The 16,355-nt window shown below is 72.2% G+C and carries 15 protein-coding genes; 4 read left to right on the top strand and 11 right to left on the bottom strand.

All coding sequences use genetic code 11. The features are described from left to right. Positions 1 to 12: 12 nt before the first annotated feature. Complete coding sequence (locus LWJ43_RS17290; RefSeq protein ID WP_277335910.1) at positions 13 to 1,473, bottom strand: helix-turn-helix domain-containing protein; 1,461 nt, start codon at positions 1,471 to 1,473, stop codon at positions 13 to 15. Between the two features lie 365 nt (positions 1,474 to 1,838). On the opposite strand from LWJ43_RS17290, the gene dnaN reads away from it, so the two are divergent. After that, a complete protein-coding gene (gene dnaN, locus LWJ43_RS17285; protein ID WP_277333137.1) occupies positions 1,839 to 2,957 on the top strand; it encodes a DNA polymerase III subunit beta in 1,119 nt (372 codons plus the stop codon). 25 nt (positions 2,958 to 2,982) lie between these two features. Here the strand turns inward: dnaN and LWJ43_RS17280 are convergent, their stop codons facing one another. After that, the gene (locus tag LWJ43_RS17280; RefSeq protein ID WP_277333136.1) at positions 2,983 to 3,474 is read right to left on the bottom strand and encodes a hypothetical protein; all 492 of its coding nucleotides are present in this window, start codon (positions 3,472 to 3,474) and stop codon (positions 2,983 to 2,985) included. A gap of 150 nt (positions 3,475 to 3,624) precedes the next feature. Further along, complete coding sequence (locus LWJ43_RS17275) at positions 3,625 to 4,509, bottom strand: glycoside hydrolase family 19 protein (RefSeq protein WP_277333135.1); 885 nt, start codon at positions 4,507 to 4,509, stop codon at positions 3,625 to 3,627. Positions 4,510 to 4,774: 265 nt separating this feature from the next. On the opposite strand from LWJ43_RS17275, the gene LWJ43_RS17270 reads away from it, so the two are divergent. Then, entirely contained in the window at positions 4,775 to 6,307 is a 1,533-nt protein-coding gene (locus tag LWJ43_RS17270) for a substrate-binding domain-containing protein (RefSeq protein ID WP_277333134.1), read from the top strand. 154 nt (positions 6,308 to 6,461) lie between these two features. Here the strand turns inward: LWJ43_RS17270 and LWJ43_RS17265 are convergent, their stop codons facing one another. Beyond that, positions 6,462 to 7,745, bottom strand: coding sequence for an adenylosuccinate synthase (locus tag LWJ43_RS17265; RefSeq protein WP_277333133.1), 1,284 nt, complete (start codon positions 7,743 to 7,745; stop codon positions 6,462 to 6,464). Positions 7,746 to 7,931: 186 nt separating this feature from the next. Here LWJ43_RS17265 and LWJ43_RS17260 point away from each other — a divergent pair, with 186 nt between their 5' ends. Further along, on the top strand, positions 7,932 to 8,768 hold the full coding sequence (locus tag LWJ43_RS17260; protein ID WP_277333132.1) for a diacylglycerol kinase family protein: 837 nt from the start codon (positions 7,932 to 7,934) through the stop codon (positions 8,766 to 8,768). Positions 8,769 to 8,786: 18 nt separating this feature from the next. Here LWJ43_RS17260 and LWJ43_RS17255 read toward each other — a convergent pair whose 3' ends face one another. After that, on the bottom strand, positions 8,787 to 9,296 hold the full coding sequence (locus LWJ43_RS17255; protein ID WP_277333131.1) for a GbsR/MarR family transcriptional regulator: 510 nt from the start codon (positions 9,294 to 9,296) through the stop codon (positions 8,787 to 8,789). A gap of 296 nt (positions 9,297 to 9,592) precedes the next feature. Here LWJ43_RS17255 and LWJ43_RS17245 point away from each other — a divergent pair, with 296 nt between their 5' ends. Next, positions 9,593 to 9,979 (top strand): hypothetical protein, encoded by a 387-nt coding sequence (locus LWJ43_RS17245; RefSeq protein ID WP_277333130.1) that lies wholly within the window; start codon positions 9,593 to 9,595, stop codon positions 9,977 to 9,979. Here LWJ43_RS17245 and LWJ43_RS17240 read toward each other — a convergent pair. The 6 genes from LWJ43_RS17240 to LWJ43_RS17215 form a co-directional block, all read right to left on the bottom strand. Beyond that, on the bottom strand, positions 9,962 to 11,167 hold the full coding sequence (locus LWJ43_RS17240; protein ID WP_277333129.1) for a cytochrome P450: 1,206 nt from the start codon (positions 11,165 to 11,167) through the stop codon (positions 9,962 to 9,964). The genes LWJ43_RS17245 and LWJ43_RS17240 overlap by 18 nt on opposite strands. A 9-nt stretch (positions 11,168 to 11,176) precedes the next feature. Further along, the gene (locus LWJ43_RS17235) at positions 11,177 to 11,845 is read right to left on the bottom strand and encodes a response regulator (RefSeq protein ID WP_277333128.1); all 669 of its coding nucleotides are present in this window, start codon (positions 11,843 to 11,845) and stop codon (positions 11,177 to 11,179) included. Further along, on the bottom strand, positions 11,842 to 13,155 hold the full coding sequence (locus tag LWJ43_RS17230; RefSeq protein WP_277333127.1) for a sensor histidine kinase: 1,314 nt from the start codon (positions 13,153 to 13,155) through the stop codon (positions 11,842 to 11,844). The genes LWJ43_RS17235 and LWJ43_RS17230 overlap by 4 nt, the downstream gene beginning before the upstream one ends. Positions 13,156 to 13,228: 73 nt before the next feature. Then, the gene (locus LWJ43_RS17225) at positions 13,229 to 14,101 is read right to left on the bottom strand and encodes an alpha/beta hydrolase (protein WP_277333126.1); all 873 of its coding nucleotides are present in this window, start codon (positions 14,099 to 14,101) and stop codon (positions 13,229 to 13,231) included. 114 nt (positions 14,102 to 14,215) lie between these two features. Beyond that, positions 14,216 to 15,412, bottom strand: coding sequence for a kynureninase (gene kynU / locus LWJ43_RS17220; protein ID WP_277333125.1), 1,197 nt, complete (start codon positions 15,410 to 15,412; stop codon positions 14,216 to 14,218). Next, complete coding sequence (locus LWJ43_RS17215) at positions 15,405 to 16,253, bottom strand: tryptophan 2,3-dioxygenase family protein (RefSeq protein ID WP_277333124.1); 849 nt, start codon at positions 16,251 to 16,253, stop codon at positions 15,405 to 15,407. The genes kynU and LWJ43_RS17215 overlap by 8 nt, the downstream gene beginning before the upstream one ends. Positions 16,254 to 16,355: the final 102 nt, after the last annotated feature.

Below are 16,355 nucleotides of genomic sequence, written 5' to 3'. Positions count from 1 at the left end.
GGGCCGGGCGGCTCAGGCCGCGAGGTCCACCGCCCGGAAGGCGAGCCACAGGTCGTACCGCGCGCTCGGTGTCTGCAGCAGCGACCGGCACAGCAGTGCCTCGAGCCGCGTGAGGCGCTTGCGCGCGCCGGGCACGGAGATGCCCAGTTCGGCTGCGGCCGGGCTCAGTCGGGCCTCGCACCGCAGCCAGGTCCGCAGGGTCTCCTCCCCCGTGGGCCCGGCCCCGGCGAGGAGCCGCAACTGCTGGACGGCCCAGTCCTGGACGCCGGGGGCGCGCAGCACGGTGTCGAGGTCCCCGGACACCGCCGGGGTCCCGGAGCGGGGGCGCAGTGAGGGGGTGGCCCTGATCCTGAGGGCCAGGTCGACCGCCGCCTGGTCCGCGACCCGGTTCAGGTCCAGGCCGAGGAGTTCGCCGACGAACCTCAGCCGGGCGGCCAGCGTGTTGCGGTGGATCTTCAGGTGCTGGGTGGCGTGGGAGGAGAACGCCAGCCAGGACGCGACCGTCGCCGACAGTTCCTGGCTGCCCGGGTCCTGCGAGCGGCGCGGGAGATGGGCGAGGAGGGGCGCGAGCAGGGTGTCGGCCCAGCGAGCCCCGGCGGCTCCGACGACCAGCGCGGGTTCCGGGGCCGAGCCGAATCCGGCGTGGCGGCCGGGGAGTCCACGGGCGACGGCGAGGGCATGGAACGCCTGCTGGTAGGCGGTCGCCGTGTCGGGCAGCCGCACCTCCTCGCTGACGCCGACGACGCAGTCGTCCACCCGCGCGGCGACGGCGAGGCCGAGCGGGCGCCGGCTTCCCGGTTCGTCCGCTCCCGCGTCCGTCTCGTCGTCCGCCGGCGCGATCAGGATCAGGTGGCGGGCGTAGACCGGGCAGCGCACGATCCACGTCCGGCCGCCGGAGACGTCCGCGCAGATCCGGGCCACCTCGTCCCGCTGTCCGCCGGAGCACTCGACGACACAGACGCGTACGGGGTCGGGCAGCTTCGGCCGGAGGGCGCCCGCCACTTGATGGGCGATGGAGAGCTGACCCGTCATCAGCAGATGCAGCACGGCCTCGCGGCCGCGGGACTCCGCGAGGTCCACCCGCCGCCGCCTGCGCTCCAGGCTCTCCGCCGCCCACGCCAGGGCGAGCGGCATCGCCGCGTCGGCCATCAGTGTGCTCAGCCCGGCGGGCAGCGGCCTGGGGGCGACCAGGGCGAGGACCGGACCGTGGTCCCCTGGTGTCCGGTCGAGGGGCAGCAGCAGCGCGGTGCACCCCTCGGTGTCGAGGGAGCAGGAGCCGGCGCCCCGGGCCGTCAGTTCACGTGCGGCCCGGGCGGCGATCCCGGCCGCCTCGTGCCCCGGCCACCGGGCGTTCCCGGCCGCGGCCTGGAGCACCGTGCCGTCGCCGCCGAGGATCCCGGCCCAGCCCTCCGCCCGCCGGGCCAGCCTGCGCAGCAGTTCCGGCGAGCCACCGGTCCGTGCGAGCCGGTACATCAGCAGTACCTCGTCGGCCCGTTCCCGCGCTCGCACACGACCTCCGATCCTCCCTGAAACCGGAGTGCAGAGTACCGGTACGGCTGTGCGGATCGATACCCGTCACGGGCCACACGGTGCGGATTGAATCTCCCGGTCCGCCGCCCCGTCCCCCTAGAGTCCCCAGCGTGTTCCGGGGCGTCCGGGGGCGTCGGGGGACGTCATGACGTCCCGGACCCGGGGCCCGAGCACGTCGGGGGAAGCCCCGGTGGTACGGCGGCAGCGGCTCACGGGGGTGGTCGCTGTCGTCGGCCCGCACCGACTGTCAGTGGCCCCGCCTAGCGTGGATCTCGACCGTGTCGTACGCCGGACGAGAGGCCCCTGCCGTGGAATTCCGCATGGAACGTGGCGCACTGACCGATGCCGTCTCGCGGGCAGCCCGGGTGCTGCCCGCGCGCTCGCCCGTTCCCGTCCTCGGCGGACTCCTCCTCGACGCGGACACGGGCCGGCTCCGGGTCTCCGGGCTGGACTTCGAGGCCTCCGCGCGCGTCGAGGCGGAGGCGCACACCGTCCGGCCCGGGAGGGTTCTGGTGATGGGCCGGCGGCTGCTCGACATCTGCAAGGTGCTGCCCGAGGGGCCCGTGGAGTGCGCGGTGGAGGGCTCACGCTTCACGGTCACGGGAGACGGCTCCCGCTTCGGTCTCTCGGTCCTGCCCCTCGACGACTACCCCGCGCTGCCACCGCTGCCGGACGTGTGCGGCGCGGTGGACGCCGGGGAGTTCGGCTCGGCCGTCGCCCAGGTGGCGGTGGCCGCGGGGCGGGACGACACCCTGCCGACGCTCACCGGCATCCGCCTCGGCCTCGACGGCTCCACGATGACGCTGGCGGCCACGGACCGGTACCGCTTCGCGGTGCGCACCCTGCGGTTCGAGGCGGCGGCGCCGGACGTGGTGGCCGACGTCGTCGTGTCGGCCCGCCGGCTGACCGAGATCGCCCGTTCGCTCGGCCGGTCCGGACAGGTCGCCGTCTCCGTGGACGGCGGGTCGGCCGGGTTCGAGCACGCCGGGACGCGCACGACGGTGCGTCTGCTGGACGGCAGGCTGCCGCGTCACGACAAGCTGTTCGCGCTGGCGGATCCCGCGGCCGCGGTGATGGACCGGGCGCGTCTGACGGAGGCCGTCAAGCGGGTCTCCGTGGTCGCGGACGGCGGGAGCCCGCTGCAGATCACGTTCTCCCCCGGGCCGGACGGATCGGCCCTGCTGCAGGCGGGGTTCGAGGACGACGTGGCCTCGCAGCGGCTGCCCGCGGCCTTCGACGGTGCCGAGGAGACGACGGTGGCCTTCAACCCGGCGTATCTGATGGACGCCCTGTCCTCCTTCGAGGACACGACGGTCAGGATGAGGCTGATGGGTCCGGGACAGCGCGCGATGATCACCGGCGGGGAGGACACGGGCACGCCCGCCCACCAGCACCTGCTGATGTCGGTGAAGCCGTCACTGCTCTGACCACAACCCGTCCAGGGCTCCGGGCTCACCCCGGAAGCGCCGCCGCCTCGCCGACCGCGGCCAGCAGCCAGATGGGGAATTCGGGATCGGCCTGCCCGACCGCGAGACCGAGCCACCGCGTGCCCCCGGGCACACGCCAGACCTGCATGCTGCCCGCCAGGTTGCAGAGCTGACCGATCGGTTCCGGGGCGACGCCCGCGCCGTCGTCGTCCCGATCCAGGAACGGCCAGAGGTCGACGGTCTCCGGCTCGCCCCACCGCTCGCTCAACGCGGTCGCCAGGGCGCTGAACTCGACCTCGATCTCCTGCTCCGCGGGCTCGACGACCTCGGGGGAACGGTCGTCCCAGAAGTCCTGGCTCGCCCGCAGGATCAGCAGGTGGTGTCCGGGGCCGCTGCTGCGCGCACCGCTGTCCTCGCTCTCCTCCCCGGCGGGGAAGGGCAGAGCGAGGACGTCGTCGATCCGGGCGAGGCGGTCCGCGGTGGTCGTGGGCGGGATTCCGTTGCTGTCCGTGTTCATGGTGGGTGATCCTGCCAACGCCCGTGCCGGAGAACGAATCGGGGGCCCTCCCCCGACCCGGCGGAGAGGGAGCGTCGTGTGCCGGGGACGCGAAACGGGGGCGCGCCCGGCCGTTGCGGACGCGCCCCCTCTCCCGGGGTGGGACCGGGTTCAGCAGCCCAGGTTCGACCCGGGCGTGGTGCCCAGGATCTGGACGAACGCCCGGTACTTGTCGATGCGGCTCTGCACCTGGGCGGGGTTGCCGCCGTTGCACTCGATGCTGCCGTTGATGGACCGGATGGTCTCACCGAAACCGGCGCCGTTGACCATGGCGTTGTGCGGCGTCATGGTGCCGGGGCCGGACTGGGTGTTCCAGTACCAGAGGCCGGTCTTCCATGCCACGGCCGCGTTCTGCTCCACCTGCCAGGGGTTGCCCAGCAGGTCGATGCCGAGCGCGTCACCAGCGGCCTTGTAGTTGAAGTTCCAGCTCAGCTGGATCGGGCCGCGGCCGTAGTAGGCGGCCTGGCCGGCCGGGCAGCCGTACGACTGGCTGGTGTCGCAGTAGTGCGGGTAGTTCGCGGTGTTCTGCTCGACGATGTGCACGAGACCGCCGGTCTCATGGCTGACGTTGGCGAGGAACGCCGCCGCCTCCTGCTTCTTGACCGTGTCACTGCCGGTGTTGGCGAAGCCGGGGTAGGCGCTCAGCGCGGCGGTCAGTCCGCTGTAGGTGTAGAAGGAGTTCCGGCTCGGGAACATCTGGTTGAACTGGGACTCGCTCACGACGAAGCCCGTGGGGTTGGGCTCCTCCGTGCCACCGGACCCGCAGCTGCCCTGGTCGGCCCAGACATCGGCCGTGCCGGGCCGCTCGTTCTGCGTCCACCACTTCGCGGACCAGTTGTGCCCGTTGTACGAGGCCGAGCCGCCGCCCCAGTAGACGGAGGAGGCGTTCCAGGCCGGGGCGCAGGTGGCGGCCGACGCGGTGGAGGCGGGGAGGAAGACGAACGTAGCGATGACCGCGCCCAGCGCGGCGATCAGGCTCATGACACGTTTGGCCACGTGATCACTCCTTCGTCGCGGCGCCCGCACCGAGCGTGCGCCGCCATGGGGGGTACGGCCAACTCAAGCGTCGATGGTCTGGACCTGTCAAGGTCTAGACCAGAACTCGGCACCGTCGGCAACTCTTCAACTCCGCGCCCGGAGCGGCATGTTGAACGCGAGACGAACTTCGCCGGAAGGAAACCGGAGGCTCCCCCACCTCGCACTTCCCGCCCGTACCGTGACGCCGACCGGCCCACCTCACCCACGGGGGAGCGCGAGGAACATGGAGTGGTTCAGCCCGGAGAACGTCGTCGCCCTCCTCACCGCCGTCCTGGGTGTCATGACCTCGGCGGGCGTGCTCTGGTACGAGCGCCGGGTCCCCCGCCGCAAGCGCATCGGCTACCGCGTGCAGATGGACACCCCCATCGGCAGCGAGGTCAGCCAGGGCCGGGCCAACGTGCGGCTGGGACTCTTCGACGAGACCCCGGACATGGCCGACGCCACGCTCGTCCTGCTGCGCATCGAGAACGACGGCTCGCAGTCGATCGGCGACGAGGACTACACGGGGCGCGGAGAACTCCAGGGACTCACCGCCGAGTTCACCGGGCGGACGGTCCGCGGGATAGCCGTGACCCATTCACCGGACGCCGAACACCTGATGGATCACTTCACCCCGGCCGCCGGGCTGCGGCACCACGGCTCGGTCATCCGGCTGCCACGCGTGCCGCTCAACCGCAACGAGCACTTCAAGCTCCTGGTCCTGCTCACCGGTTCGCGGGTGGGCGGCCCCATCAAGGTCACCGGAGGCATCCGGGACGGGGTCGTCGCGCGGAACACGGCCGCCCGCCCCGACGAGAAGCCCCCGCTCTTCGGCCCACCGGCCAGGATCGTCACCGTGGCGCTCACCGTCTGCGTCGTCGCCCTCGCCGGCATCATCGTCGTGCGGGACGACTCCCCGCCCCCGCTGGACTGCGCGGCCGGCACGCTCACGGTCACCGGCTCCACGGCGTTCAAGCCGGTGCTGGAGGAGCTGAAGGAGACGTACGAGGACGAGTGCGAGGGCGCCACGATCCGTCTGGACGTCCACGGCAGCAACGCCGGGGTGCGGAAACTCGACGCACTGGGCGGCCGGGCCGGCTCCGCCGGTTCCCCGTCCATGATCGCCCTGTCCGACGGCCCCAGACCCGCCGCTCTGAAGGACCTGCGCGAGAAGCTGGTCGCGATCTCGCTGTTCTCCCTCGTCGTCAACGACACGGTGCCGGTGACCGATCTCTCCCTGGACCAGATCAGAGGCGTCCACCGCGGCGAGATCCGCAACTGGAACCAGATCCCCGGTGGCCCCGACCTGGAGATCCGGCTCGTCAGCAGGGACGCCAACTCCGGGACCCGCGAGGTCTTCCAGCGCCGTGTCCTCGACGCCAACGAGCTCGCCACCTCCTCCCGCGACTGCGTCACCAAGGACGACGCCGACGCCCCGGTGCTCCGCTGCGAACTCGACGGCACGGACCAGGTCCTGTCCGAGGTCGCCGAGCTGGACGGGGCGATCGGCTACACCGAGCTGCGGGGCGGCGACGTACCCGACGGGGCGCACCGCGTGTCCATCGACGGCGTCACCCCGTCCGTGGACACGATCGCCACCAGCAGCTACCCGTACCGGGAGATCGAGTACGCGTACACCTACGGGTCGCCTCCCGCGGACTCGCTGGTCGCCGGCTTCCTGAACTACCTGGACGACTACGGCGAGGAGATCATGCGCACCAACGGCCACCTGCCCTGCGCGACCCCGAAGGGCATGCGGCTCTGCGGGGAGGACTGAGCGGCGAGCGGCGCCTTTCCCCGACAGGGGATCGAGCCCGATTCCCTGACCGGATCCGCGACCGCGCACAGCACGGCGGCCGGACCCTCCGGGGAGAGTCCGGCCGCCGTCGCGCCGTGCCCGCGGAAACGCTCCTGCGGGACTGTGCGGTGTTCTACAGGAACGAGTTGATCTCGATGGTCTCGGTACGGCCGGGGCCGACACCGATCGCGGAGATCGGGGCGCCGGACATCTCCTCCAGCGCCTTCACGTACGCCTGCGCGTTCTTCGGCAGGTCGGCGAAGGTCTTGGCCTTCGTGATGTCCTCGGACCAGCCCGGCAGCGTCTCGTAGACCGGCTTCGCGTGGTGGAAGTCGGTCTGGCTGTACGGGAGCTCCTCGACGCGCTTGCCGTCGATCTCGTAGGCCACGCACACCGGGATCCGCTCCCAGCCGGTCAGCACGTCCAGCTTGGTGAGGAAGAAGTCCGTGAGGCCGTTGACCCGGGTCGCGTACCGCGCGATCGGGGCGTCGAACCAGCCGCAGCGACGGTCACGGCCGGTGGTGACGCCGCGCTCCCCGCCGATCCGGCGCAGCGCCTCTCCGTCCTCGTCGAGAAGTTCCGTCGGGAAGGGGCCGGCACCGACACGCGTGGTGTAGGCCTTGAGGATGCCGATGACCCGGCTGATCTTCGTCGGGCCCACGCCGGCACCGGTGCAGGCGCCGCCCGCGGTCGGGTTCGACGAGGTGACGAAGGGATACGTGCCGTGGTCGACGTCCAGCAGGGTGCCCTGGCCGCCCTCGAAGAGGACGACCTTGCCCTCGTCGATGGCGTCGTTCAGGATCAGCGTCGTGTCGGCGACGTACGGCTTGATCTGCTCCGCGTACTGGAGCATCTCCTCGACGATCTTGCCGGACTCGATCGCGCGCCGGTTGAAGACCTTGGCGAGCAGCTGGTTCTTCTGCTCCAGCGCCGCTTCGACCTTCTGCTCCAGGATCGACTCGTCGTAGAGGTCCTGGACGCGGATGCCCACCCGGTTGATCTTGTCGGCGTAGGTCGGGCCGATGCCGCGACCGGTCGTACCGATCTTGCGCTTGCCGAGGAAGCGTTCCGTCACCTTGTCGACGGTGACGTTGTACGGGGTGATCAAATGAGCGTTGCCGCTGATCAGGAGCTTGGACGTGTCGACGCCCCGCTCGTTCAGGCCGCTCAGCTCGGAGAGCAGGACCGCCGGGTCGACGACGACACCGTTACCGATGACCGGAGTACATCCGGGCGACAGGATTCCGGAGGGGAGCAGATGCAGTGCGTACTTCTGGTCGCCTACGACAACCGTGTGGCCGGCGTTGTTGCCGCCCTGGTAGCGCACCACATAGTCAACGGATCCACCGAGGAGGTCGGTGGCCTTCCCCTTGCCCTCGTCACCCCACTGAGCACCGAGCAGCACAAGTGCGGGCACAGGCGTACACCCCTTCCGGGCGGGGCATGTCCAAGGTCAGGGGGCGTACGTAAAGGTCGTACATGCCGCACGACGATGTACGGCAAAGCCTGAGCCGTCGAACCGGGTGCCCCGGAATAGACCAAGCCCCTGGCGCAATAGCGCAAGGGGCTCTTGCACCAAGATGCTACCCGAGGAAGGACCGAGGTGTCGGCTGCAGAGCCCCCCGGCGACGGCGACCACCAGCTACTCGTGCTCATCGACCCCCTTGCCCGCCGCTTCGACGGGGAGTCCGTGCGCATCGCGAAGGACGTCCTGAGCGCGGGCGCCCACGCCAAGATCTGCTTCGCGGACGGCCCCGACGAGTTCGCCAGGGCCCTGTCCCGGCGCGGCTCCAGACGTCCGGTCGTGGTCGGCGACGACCACGCTCTGCTGCGTGCCGTGTCCCAGCTCCACCGGGAGCGGGAGCTGGCCGGCAGCGCGCTCTCCCTGATCCCGGTCGGCGCGGCGCACAGCCTCGAACTCAGCTACGCCCTCGGCGTGCCCCGGGGCGCGGTCGCGGCCGCGCGCACCGCGCTCGACGGGACCCGCCGGCGGCTGGACCTGCTCGTCGACGACAGTGACGGAGTGGTCCTCGGCGAGCTGCGCATACCGGCCGCCGCACCCTCTCCCGGCCCGCCCCACACGGTCTGGGACACCTGCCGCACCCTGGTGGCCTCGCTGGTCCGGCCCGCCCCGCCCTCGTCCGCCGGCCCTTCCCGGTCCCACCGGCTGCGGGTGGAGGCGGACGGGGTCCTGCTGAACGACCTCGACCAGCCGGTCGAGGGGCTCTCGGTGGCCGCCCAGGGCGACGGCGGGCTGGCGGACGTGGTGGTCCGCACGGCCTCCGGCGAGACGCACACGGCCGAGGCCAAGGCGGTCACGGTCTCCGGGCCGGACTTCCGCTACCGCGCGGACATACAGGTGGCGGGCCCCGTCAGGACCCGCACCTGGACCGTGCACGCGGACGCCTGGGGTCTGGTACTCCCGGCGGAGGACGCCTGACCCGGCGCCGCACGGCCGTCAGCCCGACGTCCTGCGGCTCTCGCGCCACCGGTCCAGGACGCCGACCAGTTCGGCCTGCATGAACTCGAAGAACTCCGCCGTCTCCACGAGCCGCGCCCCGGCCGGGGTGTCCTGGCCGAGGGAACGTGCGCCCTCCCTCAGCGTGCGCTCCCAGCGCGTCAGCACCTGGTCGCGGTCGGCGAAGGTGGCGTACCAGATCTCGTCGTGCAGGCGATAGCGGTCCCTGCGTGACCCCGGGTCCCGTTCCCGGCCGACCATCCTGACCTGGCTGAGGTAGTTGACCGCCCCCGACACCGCGGCCGGGCTGATCCTGAGCTGCTCGCCGAGCTCCGCCGAGGTCATGGAGCCGTCGTCGGCGGCGAGGAGCGACGCGAAGACACGCGCGGCCATCCGCTGCATCCCGGCCTCCGTCATCTCGGCCGCGAAGCGCTCGACGAAGCGTGCCACCGCGTCCTCGTCGCGGCCGGCCCCTCCCGTCGCTCCGGGCTCACCGCTCCCGCCGGTCATGTCTTCCGCCGCCTCCCTGCTCCTGTCACGGTTCGACTTTATTCCGGGCGGTCCGCGGTGTACGCGTTCGTCACCGGGCTGCCTCGGGCAACTGCTCAGGTTCCCGGGCCGGACGAGCGATCTGTCGCCTTTCGGCCATCTCCCGCGGCTGCCCGCGGCCCCCATGGGCTGGACACCCCTGGCCGTCCTCACCCTGGTCGCCACCGCCTCGCTCCTCCTCGGTCTGGAGGGCTTTTGGCGCCGGGACCCGGAGACGAGGCAGGAACCGGCCACGGCGCCCGGGCGTCCTGAGGACCATGGAGCAACGTGACGCGGCAGGGTACGGCGGGTGTGCGACTGCGGCACTCGGGGCCGCCACGGCCCTGTACGTCTGGGGCTCCTCGGGGCGCACCCGGCGCCACATGGGCGGCGGCTTCGAGGGCCAGGGCCGGGACCTCTCCGTCCTCTGGACGGAGCTGCCCCTCCTCCTGCTCGCCGGGGCCCTGATCCCGTCGGCCGTCTGGCTGCTGACTCTGCGTCTGCTGCGCGGCCTCGCCCCGCCGCGGTCCCGCGCCGTCGTCGCGGCCGTGTGCGCGGCGGGCGTACTCGCCCTGTCCGCGTGGGCCCTGCACACCTGGGCGAATCCGCACGACCCGGACCGCGTGCGGCTGTCCGGCACCCTCGTGTCAGATCTCGACGCGTAGCTCCCGCAGGCCCCGGATCACGTACCCCGGATTCCACTCCGGCTCCGCCGCCAGCCGCATCCCGGGCGCCTTGCGAAGCAACTCGCCGAACGAAGCGGCGAGTTCGATGCGGGCCAGAGGCGCGCCCAGGCAGTAATGGATGCCCGCGCCGAACGAGATGTGCGGGTTGTCCTGCCGGGACAGGTCCAGGGTCTCCGCGTCGGCGAAGCGCTCCGGGTCACGGTTGGCCGACGCGAAGAGCAGCGCGACCTGCGAGCCGCGCGGAATGACGGTGCCGTCGATCTCGATGTCGTCCAGGACCCAGCGCGCGAACATGGGCACCGGGGTGTCGTAGCGCAGCAGTTCCTCCACGGCGGTCGGCAGCAGAGCGTGGTCGCCGCGCAGGGACGCCAGCTGCTCCGGGTGCCGGAAGAGCATCCACCAGCTGTTGACCGTGGCGTTGACGGTGGCCTCGTGACCGGCGTTGAGCAGGAGTACGCAGGTGGAGATGATCTCCTGCTCGGTCAGCCGGTCCTCCTCGTCGTGGGCGGCGATCAGCCCGGAGATCAGGTCCGCTCCCGGATCCGCGCGCCGGGCCGCGATCAGTTCGCGCAGATAGGCGGAGAACTCGACCGACGCCTGGACGGCGGCCCGAGCGGTCTCCTCCGTCGGGTTCAGTTCGAACATCCCGCAGATCGCCGCCGACCACGGCCGCAGCAGCCCCCGGTCGGCCTCCGGCACACCCAGCATCTCGGCGATGACGGCCACCGGCAGCGGCTCGGCGACCGCGCTCAGCAGGTCGCCGCCGCCCGCCGCGACGAAGTCGTCGACGAGCCCGGCCGCCAGCCGCTCCACGGTCGGGACGAGCGCCTCGACCCGGCGGGGGGTGAACGCCTTGGCGACCAGCCGCCGGATCCGGGTGTGGTCCGGGGCCTCCAGGTCGAGGATCCCCTGTCCGTTGAGCGTGTGGAACGGCTCGTGGGCGGCGGGCGGGGCGGTGACGCCGAACTCGTCGTGGCTGAAGCGGTGCAGGTACGTCCGCCCCAGCCGCCGGTCGCGCAGCAGCCCGGACACGTCGGAGTAGTGCGGGATCAGCCACTGCCGGGTCGGCTCGAAGTAGTGCGCCCTGCCCGTGGCGCGGAGCGCGGCGTAGGCGGGGTACGGGTCGGCGACGAACGCCGGGGACCAGGGGTCGAAGGACACGTGCATGGGCAGACGCTACCCGGGCGTGACCAGCCGCGCCTCGTAGGCGAACACGGCCGCCTGGGTCCGGTCCCGCAGCCCCAGCTTCACCAGGATGCGGCTGACGTGGGTCTTGATGGTCGACTCGGCGACCACCAGGTGCGAGGCGATCTCCAGGTTCGACAGGCCCTGGGCGATCAGTACGAGCACCTCCGTCTCCCGCTCGGTGAGGTCACCGATCCTGGCCATGGCGGGCGGCCGCGGCGCCTCGGCGATCTTCGAGAACTCGGTGATCAGCCGCCGGGTCACCGTCGGGGCGAGCAGCGCCTCGCCGGACGCCACCACCCGCACGCCGTCGGCGAGCTGCCGGGCCGAGGCGTCCTTCAGCAGGAAGCCCGAGGCGCCGGCCCGCAGCGCCTGGTACACGTACTCGTCGAGGTCGAAGGTGGTCAGGACGAGCACCTTGGCTTCCGCGTCGGCGGCGACGATCTCGCGGGTCGCCTCGATGCCGTTGAGCTCCGGCATGCGGATGTCCATCAGCACCACGTCGGGCCGCAGGGCCGCGACCTGGGAGACGGCCTGCCGGCCGTCGACGGCCTCACCGACGACCTCGATGCCGGGCATCGCGTTGAGCAGCACCGAGAAACCCTCGCGGACCATCGCCTGGTCGTCGACGATCAGGACCCGGATGGACGCTTCGCTCATGCTCCCTCACCGGCCTCGGCCCGCTCCCGCTCCGCCGGCACCGGGAGGAACACGGCGACCTCGTAGCCGCCGTCCCCGGTCGCCCCGGCCGTCATCTCGCCGTTCAGCATCGCGACCCGCTCCCGCATCCCCGTGATCCCGTGCCCGGCGCCCGGCGACGGCTTGACCAGCCCCCGCGGGGGGCCGTTGACGACCCGTACCCCGAGTCCGCCCAGCACGTAGCCGATCTCCACCTTGGCCGCGGCGCCGGGGGCGTGCCGGAGGGTGTTGCTCAGCGCCTCCTGGACGATCCGGTACGCGGACAGTTCGACGCCCTGAGGCAGCACCCGCACCGCACCGGTGACCGTCTTCTCCGTCTCCAGTCCGGTCTCCCGGACGTTGTCCAGCAGCCGGTCGATCTCGGCGAGCGTGGGCTGCGGGGCGTCGGGCGCCTCGTAGTCCTCCGCCCGTACGACGCCGAGCACCCGGCGCAGCTCGGTGAGCGCGGCCACGGCGTTCTCCCGGATGGTGACGAAGGCCTGCTCCAGCTCGGGCGGCGGATTCTCCACCCGGTACGGGGCCGCCTCCGCCTGGATCGCGACGACCGACATGTGGTGCGCGACGACGTCGTGCAGCTCTCGGGCGATGGTGGTGCGCTCCTCCAGGAGCGTCCGACGGTCGCGCTCGACGGCGGTGACGGTGCGCTGCACGGTGACCTCGTGCTGTGCCTCGCGGCGCACCTGCACCATGGCGACGAGGAGCAGGGCGAAGGCGGAGGTGACGGCCATCGGCGCGGTGTTGGAGAAGCCGGGGCCCATGTTCCCGAGGAGACTCCCGACGAACAGGGTGATCAGCCACATCCAGGCGGCTGTACGCGGCCGGGTCCTCGCCGCGACGACGACCAGCACACCCAGGTGGCAGGCGAAGGCGCTCGGCTGCCACGGCCAGTCGCCGCTGCCCACCATCGCCACCACCGGGGTCGACACGATCGACACCCAGAACGCGAGGACGGGGCGGACCAGCGTCATCAGCAGCGTGCCGGCCGGGAGGAACGCGGTGATGAGGGTCGCGATGCCGAACGGCGAGTAGTCGTTCGCGGCGAAGACGCCCTCCAGCAGCGAGATCAGCGCGACCATGCCCACCACCGCGTGCGGGAACCAGACGGCGCCCTTGCGGAAGGGCGCCGGGAGGCGTCGGACCACTGGCCCGCCCGTGCCCAGCGGGTCCAGCGGGCGGTAGTCGAAGACGTCGTGGAACAGGTCCTGCCGAAGGCTGTCTATCGCCGCCGCGGCTGCCCGGCGCTCCGGGCTCTGGGTCTTGGTCTCGGTCACGCTTCAACGGTAGGGGCCCCGCCCGCCCCGGTCGTCAGCAGTGAAGCGGATCCTTCGCCGTCCGTCGCAAGTACTACCAGGCCAGCTGGGCGATCTCCTCGGCCACCACCGCGCAGGCGTCCGCCGCCGGATCGATCAGCGGGAAGTGGCCGACCCCGTCCAGCAGCGTCAGGCCCACCATCTCGCCTGCCTTCGCGGCGGCGTCCACGAACGCCTCCGTGACGGCCTGCGGGACCGTGGTGTCCTCCACGCCCTGGACGACGGCCGTGGCGATCCCGGTCGGCAGCAGCAGAGCCGGATCGACGTGCGCGCTCCGCGCCTCGAAGTCGTCCGCGCCGAGGAGCTGGTGCAGCGCGCCCGAGCAGACGTCCAGCTCCACCGCGCTCGCGAAGTCACCGATCGGCGCCAGCGCGACCACCCCGCGCAGCGCGGGTGCCGAGGGCAGCCGCCACGGGGAACCCTTCGGCAGGACGTGCCGGGCGGCCGCCCACAGGGCGAGCTGCCCACCCGCCGAGTGCCCGGTGACCACGGTCTTGCGCGGATCCGCCGCCGGCAGCTCCCGGGCGGCCAGTGCCGGCAGGGCGTCCATCGCCGCAGCCACGTCGTCGAAGGTCTCGGGCCATCGCCCCGCGACCGGGCCCGTCGTGCCCTGCCGGGGAAACTCACCGCCGCGCCGGTACTCGACGCTGGCCACGGCGAAGCCGCGCCGCGCGAGGAAGTCGGCGAACGGCGACACGTGCTGCCGGTCGTACGGCGCCCGCCAGGCCCCGCCGTGCAGGAGCACCACGAGCGGCACGCCGGTCCGGCCGTCCCTCGGCGCGAAGAAGTCGATCACCTGGTCGGGGTGGCTCCCGTAGGCCGCGGACCCGTCGGGAGCGACCACCGGATGCGAGAACGCCGACTCGGTCTCGGCGGCGTCGCGGCCACGCGCGGCAGAATCCGACATGCTGCTCCAACCGTCCTGGCCCGTGCCCGACTTGACTGACCTGCGGGGACGGTACCAGTACCGAACACCGCCGCCGTACCGGCCCGGATCATGGACCGGTACGGCGGCGGACGCTCAGACCGCCAGCACCTCGGCGAGGATCCGCGCCGCCCGTTCCGCGTCGGCGAAACCGACGTACAGCGGGGTGAAGCCGAAGCGCAGGACGTCCGGCCGGCGCAGGTCTCCGACCACACCGCGCTCGATGAGCGCGCGCATCACCGCTTCCGTCTCGTCCGCGTCCTCGCACAGCAGCGAGACCTGGCTGCCGCGCTCCGCGTGGGCCGCCGGGGTGACCGGCGTGACCCGGCCCTCGGGGACGTAGGCGGCGACGCACTCCAGGAAGAAGTCCGTCAGCGCCAGGGACTTGGCCCGCACGGCGTCCACCGACACCCCGTCCCAGACGTCCAGCGCCGCCTCCAGGGCCAGCATGGACAGGATGTCCGGGGTGCCGACCCGGCCCCGTACGGACCCGTCCGCGGGGGCGTACCCGGAGGCCATCGCGAACGGGTCGGCGTGCGAGGTCCATCCGGGCAGAGGCGAGTCGAACACCGCCTGGTGGCGCTCGGCGACGTACAGGTAGGCGGGCGAGCCGGGGCCGCCGTTGAGGTACTTGTACGTGCAGCCGACGGCCAGGTCGACGCCGTGCTCGTCGAGGCCCACCGGCAGGGCACCGGCGCTGTGGCACAGGTCCCAGACGGCGAGCGCACCCGCCTCGTGGACGGCGGCGGTGAGACCGGGCAGGTCATGCAGCCTGCCCGTACGGAAGTCGACGTGGTTCAGGAGCACGACCGCCGTACGGGGGCCGAGCGCGCCTCGCACATCGGCCGGGTCGACAGGGACGACGCGCCGGCCCGTCATCCGGGCTGCCGACCCGGCGATGTACCCGTCCGTGGGGAACGTCGTCGCGTCGACCAGGATCTCGTCCCGGCCGTCGCCCGCGAGGCGGCTCGCGGCCACCACGGCCTTGAAGACGTTGACGCTGGTGGAGTCGCCCACCACGATCTGTCCGGCACCCGCACCGACCAGCGGGGCGATCCGGTCGCCGATCCGCTCGGGCGCGGTCCACCAGCCGCTCTCGTCCCAGGAGCGGATGCGCAGGGAGCCCCACTCACGGGTGATGACGTCCTGCATGCGCGCGGGGACGTGGCGGGGCAGCGCGCCCAGCGAGTTGCCGTCGAGATAGACGGAGTCGTCGAGGGTGAACAGCTCGCGCAGTGCGGCGAGGCCGTCGGCGGAGTCGAGCGCCTCGGCGCGCTCCTTGAAGTCAGACATGGCTGCGCGCCGTCCAGAGCTCGGGGAACACACTCTTCGTCGCCCGCTTCTCCAGCCAGGCGACCCCGGCCGATCCGCCGGTGCCGGTCTTCGACCCCATCGCCCGCCGGGTGGCGGTCAGGTGGTCGTTGCGCCAGCGCCAGACGAGCTCACCGACATCGGTCAGCACCTCGCCGAGCCTCACGAGCTCGGCGTTCTGGTCGGCGTCGGCGTAGATCTCCGCCCAGACGGCCTCGACCGCCGGGGACGGCTCGTACTTCTGCGCCAGGTCGCGCTCCAGCACCGACCGGGGCACCGCGTATCCGCGCCGGGCCAGCAGGGCGAGCGTCTCGTCGTACAGACCGGGCTCGTGGAGCGCCTTCTCCAGCTCGGCGTGGACCCGGGGCGCTCCCCGGTGCGGCACGAGCATGGAGGCGGACTTGTCGCCCAGCAGGAACTCCATCCGGCGGTACATCGCCGACTGGAAGCCGGATCCCTCGCCGAGAGATCCCCTGTAGGAGTTGAACTGGGCGGGGGTGAGGCCGGCGAGCGGCTTCCAGGACGCGTTCAGCGCCTCCAGCTCGCGCAGCGAGCGCTTCAGGGCGTCGCGGGCGACGGGTACGCGGTCCTCGCGCAGGGCGTGCGCCGCCGTCTCCCACTCATGGACGATGACCGTGAACCACAGCTCCATGACCTGGGTGGTGACCAGGAAGACCATCTCGCCGGGATCGTCCGAGCGCAGGTGCTGGAGGTGGGTCAGGACATCCGCCTGGACGTAGTCCTCGTACGGCGTCGTTCCCGCGAAGTCCAGGTGCGGGGTGTCCGCACCGGTGGCTTCGGGGTCGGGGTGGATCGTAGACATCGCTGTCTCCTCGACACGAGCTTCCGGGTAGCGGTCCGCCCCTTCCTCCAAGGGTGGGTGGAGCTCCGGTCCCCTGCTCGGCATCCTAACGGCCTTCCGCGG

The sequence above is a fragment of the Streptomyces sp. JH34 genome (assembly GCF_029428875.1).
Taxonomy (GTDB): domain Bacteria; phylum Actinomycetota; class Actinomycetes; order Streptomycetales; family Streptomycetaceae; genus Streptomyces.
The sequence above is the reverse complement of the archived record's forward strand: the minus strand, read 5'-3'. Positions and strand labels throughout refer to the sequence as shown.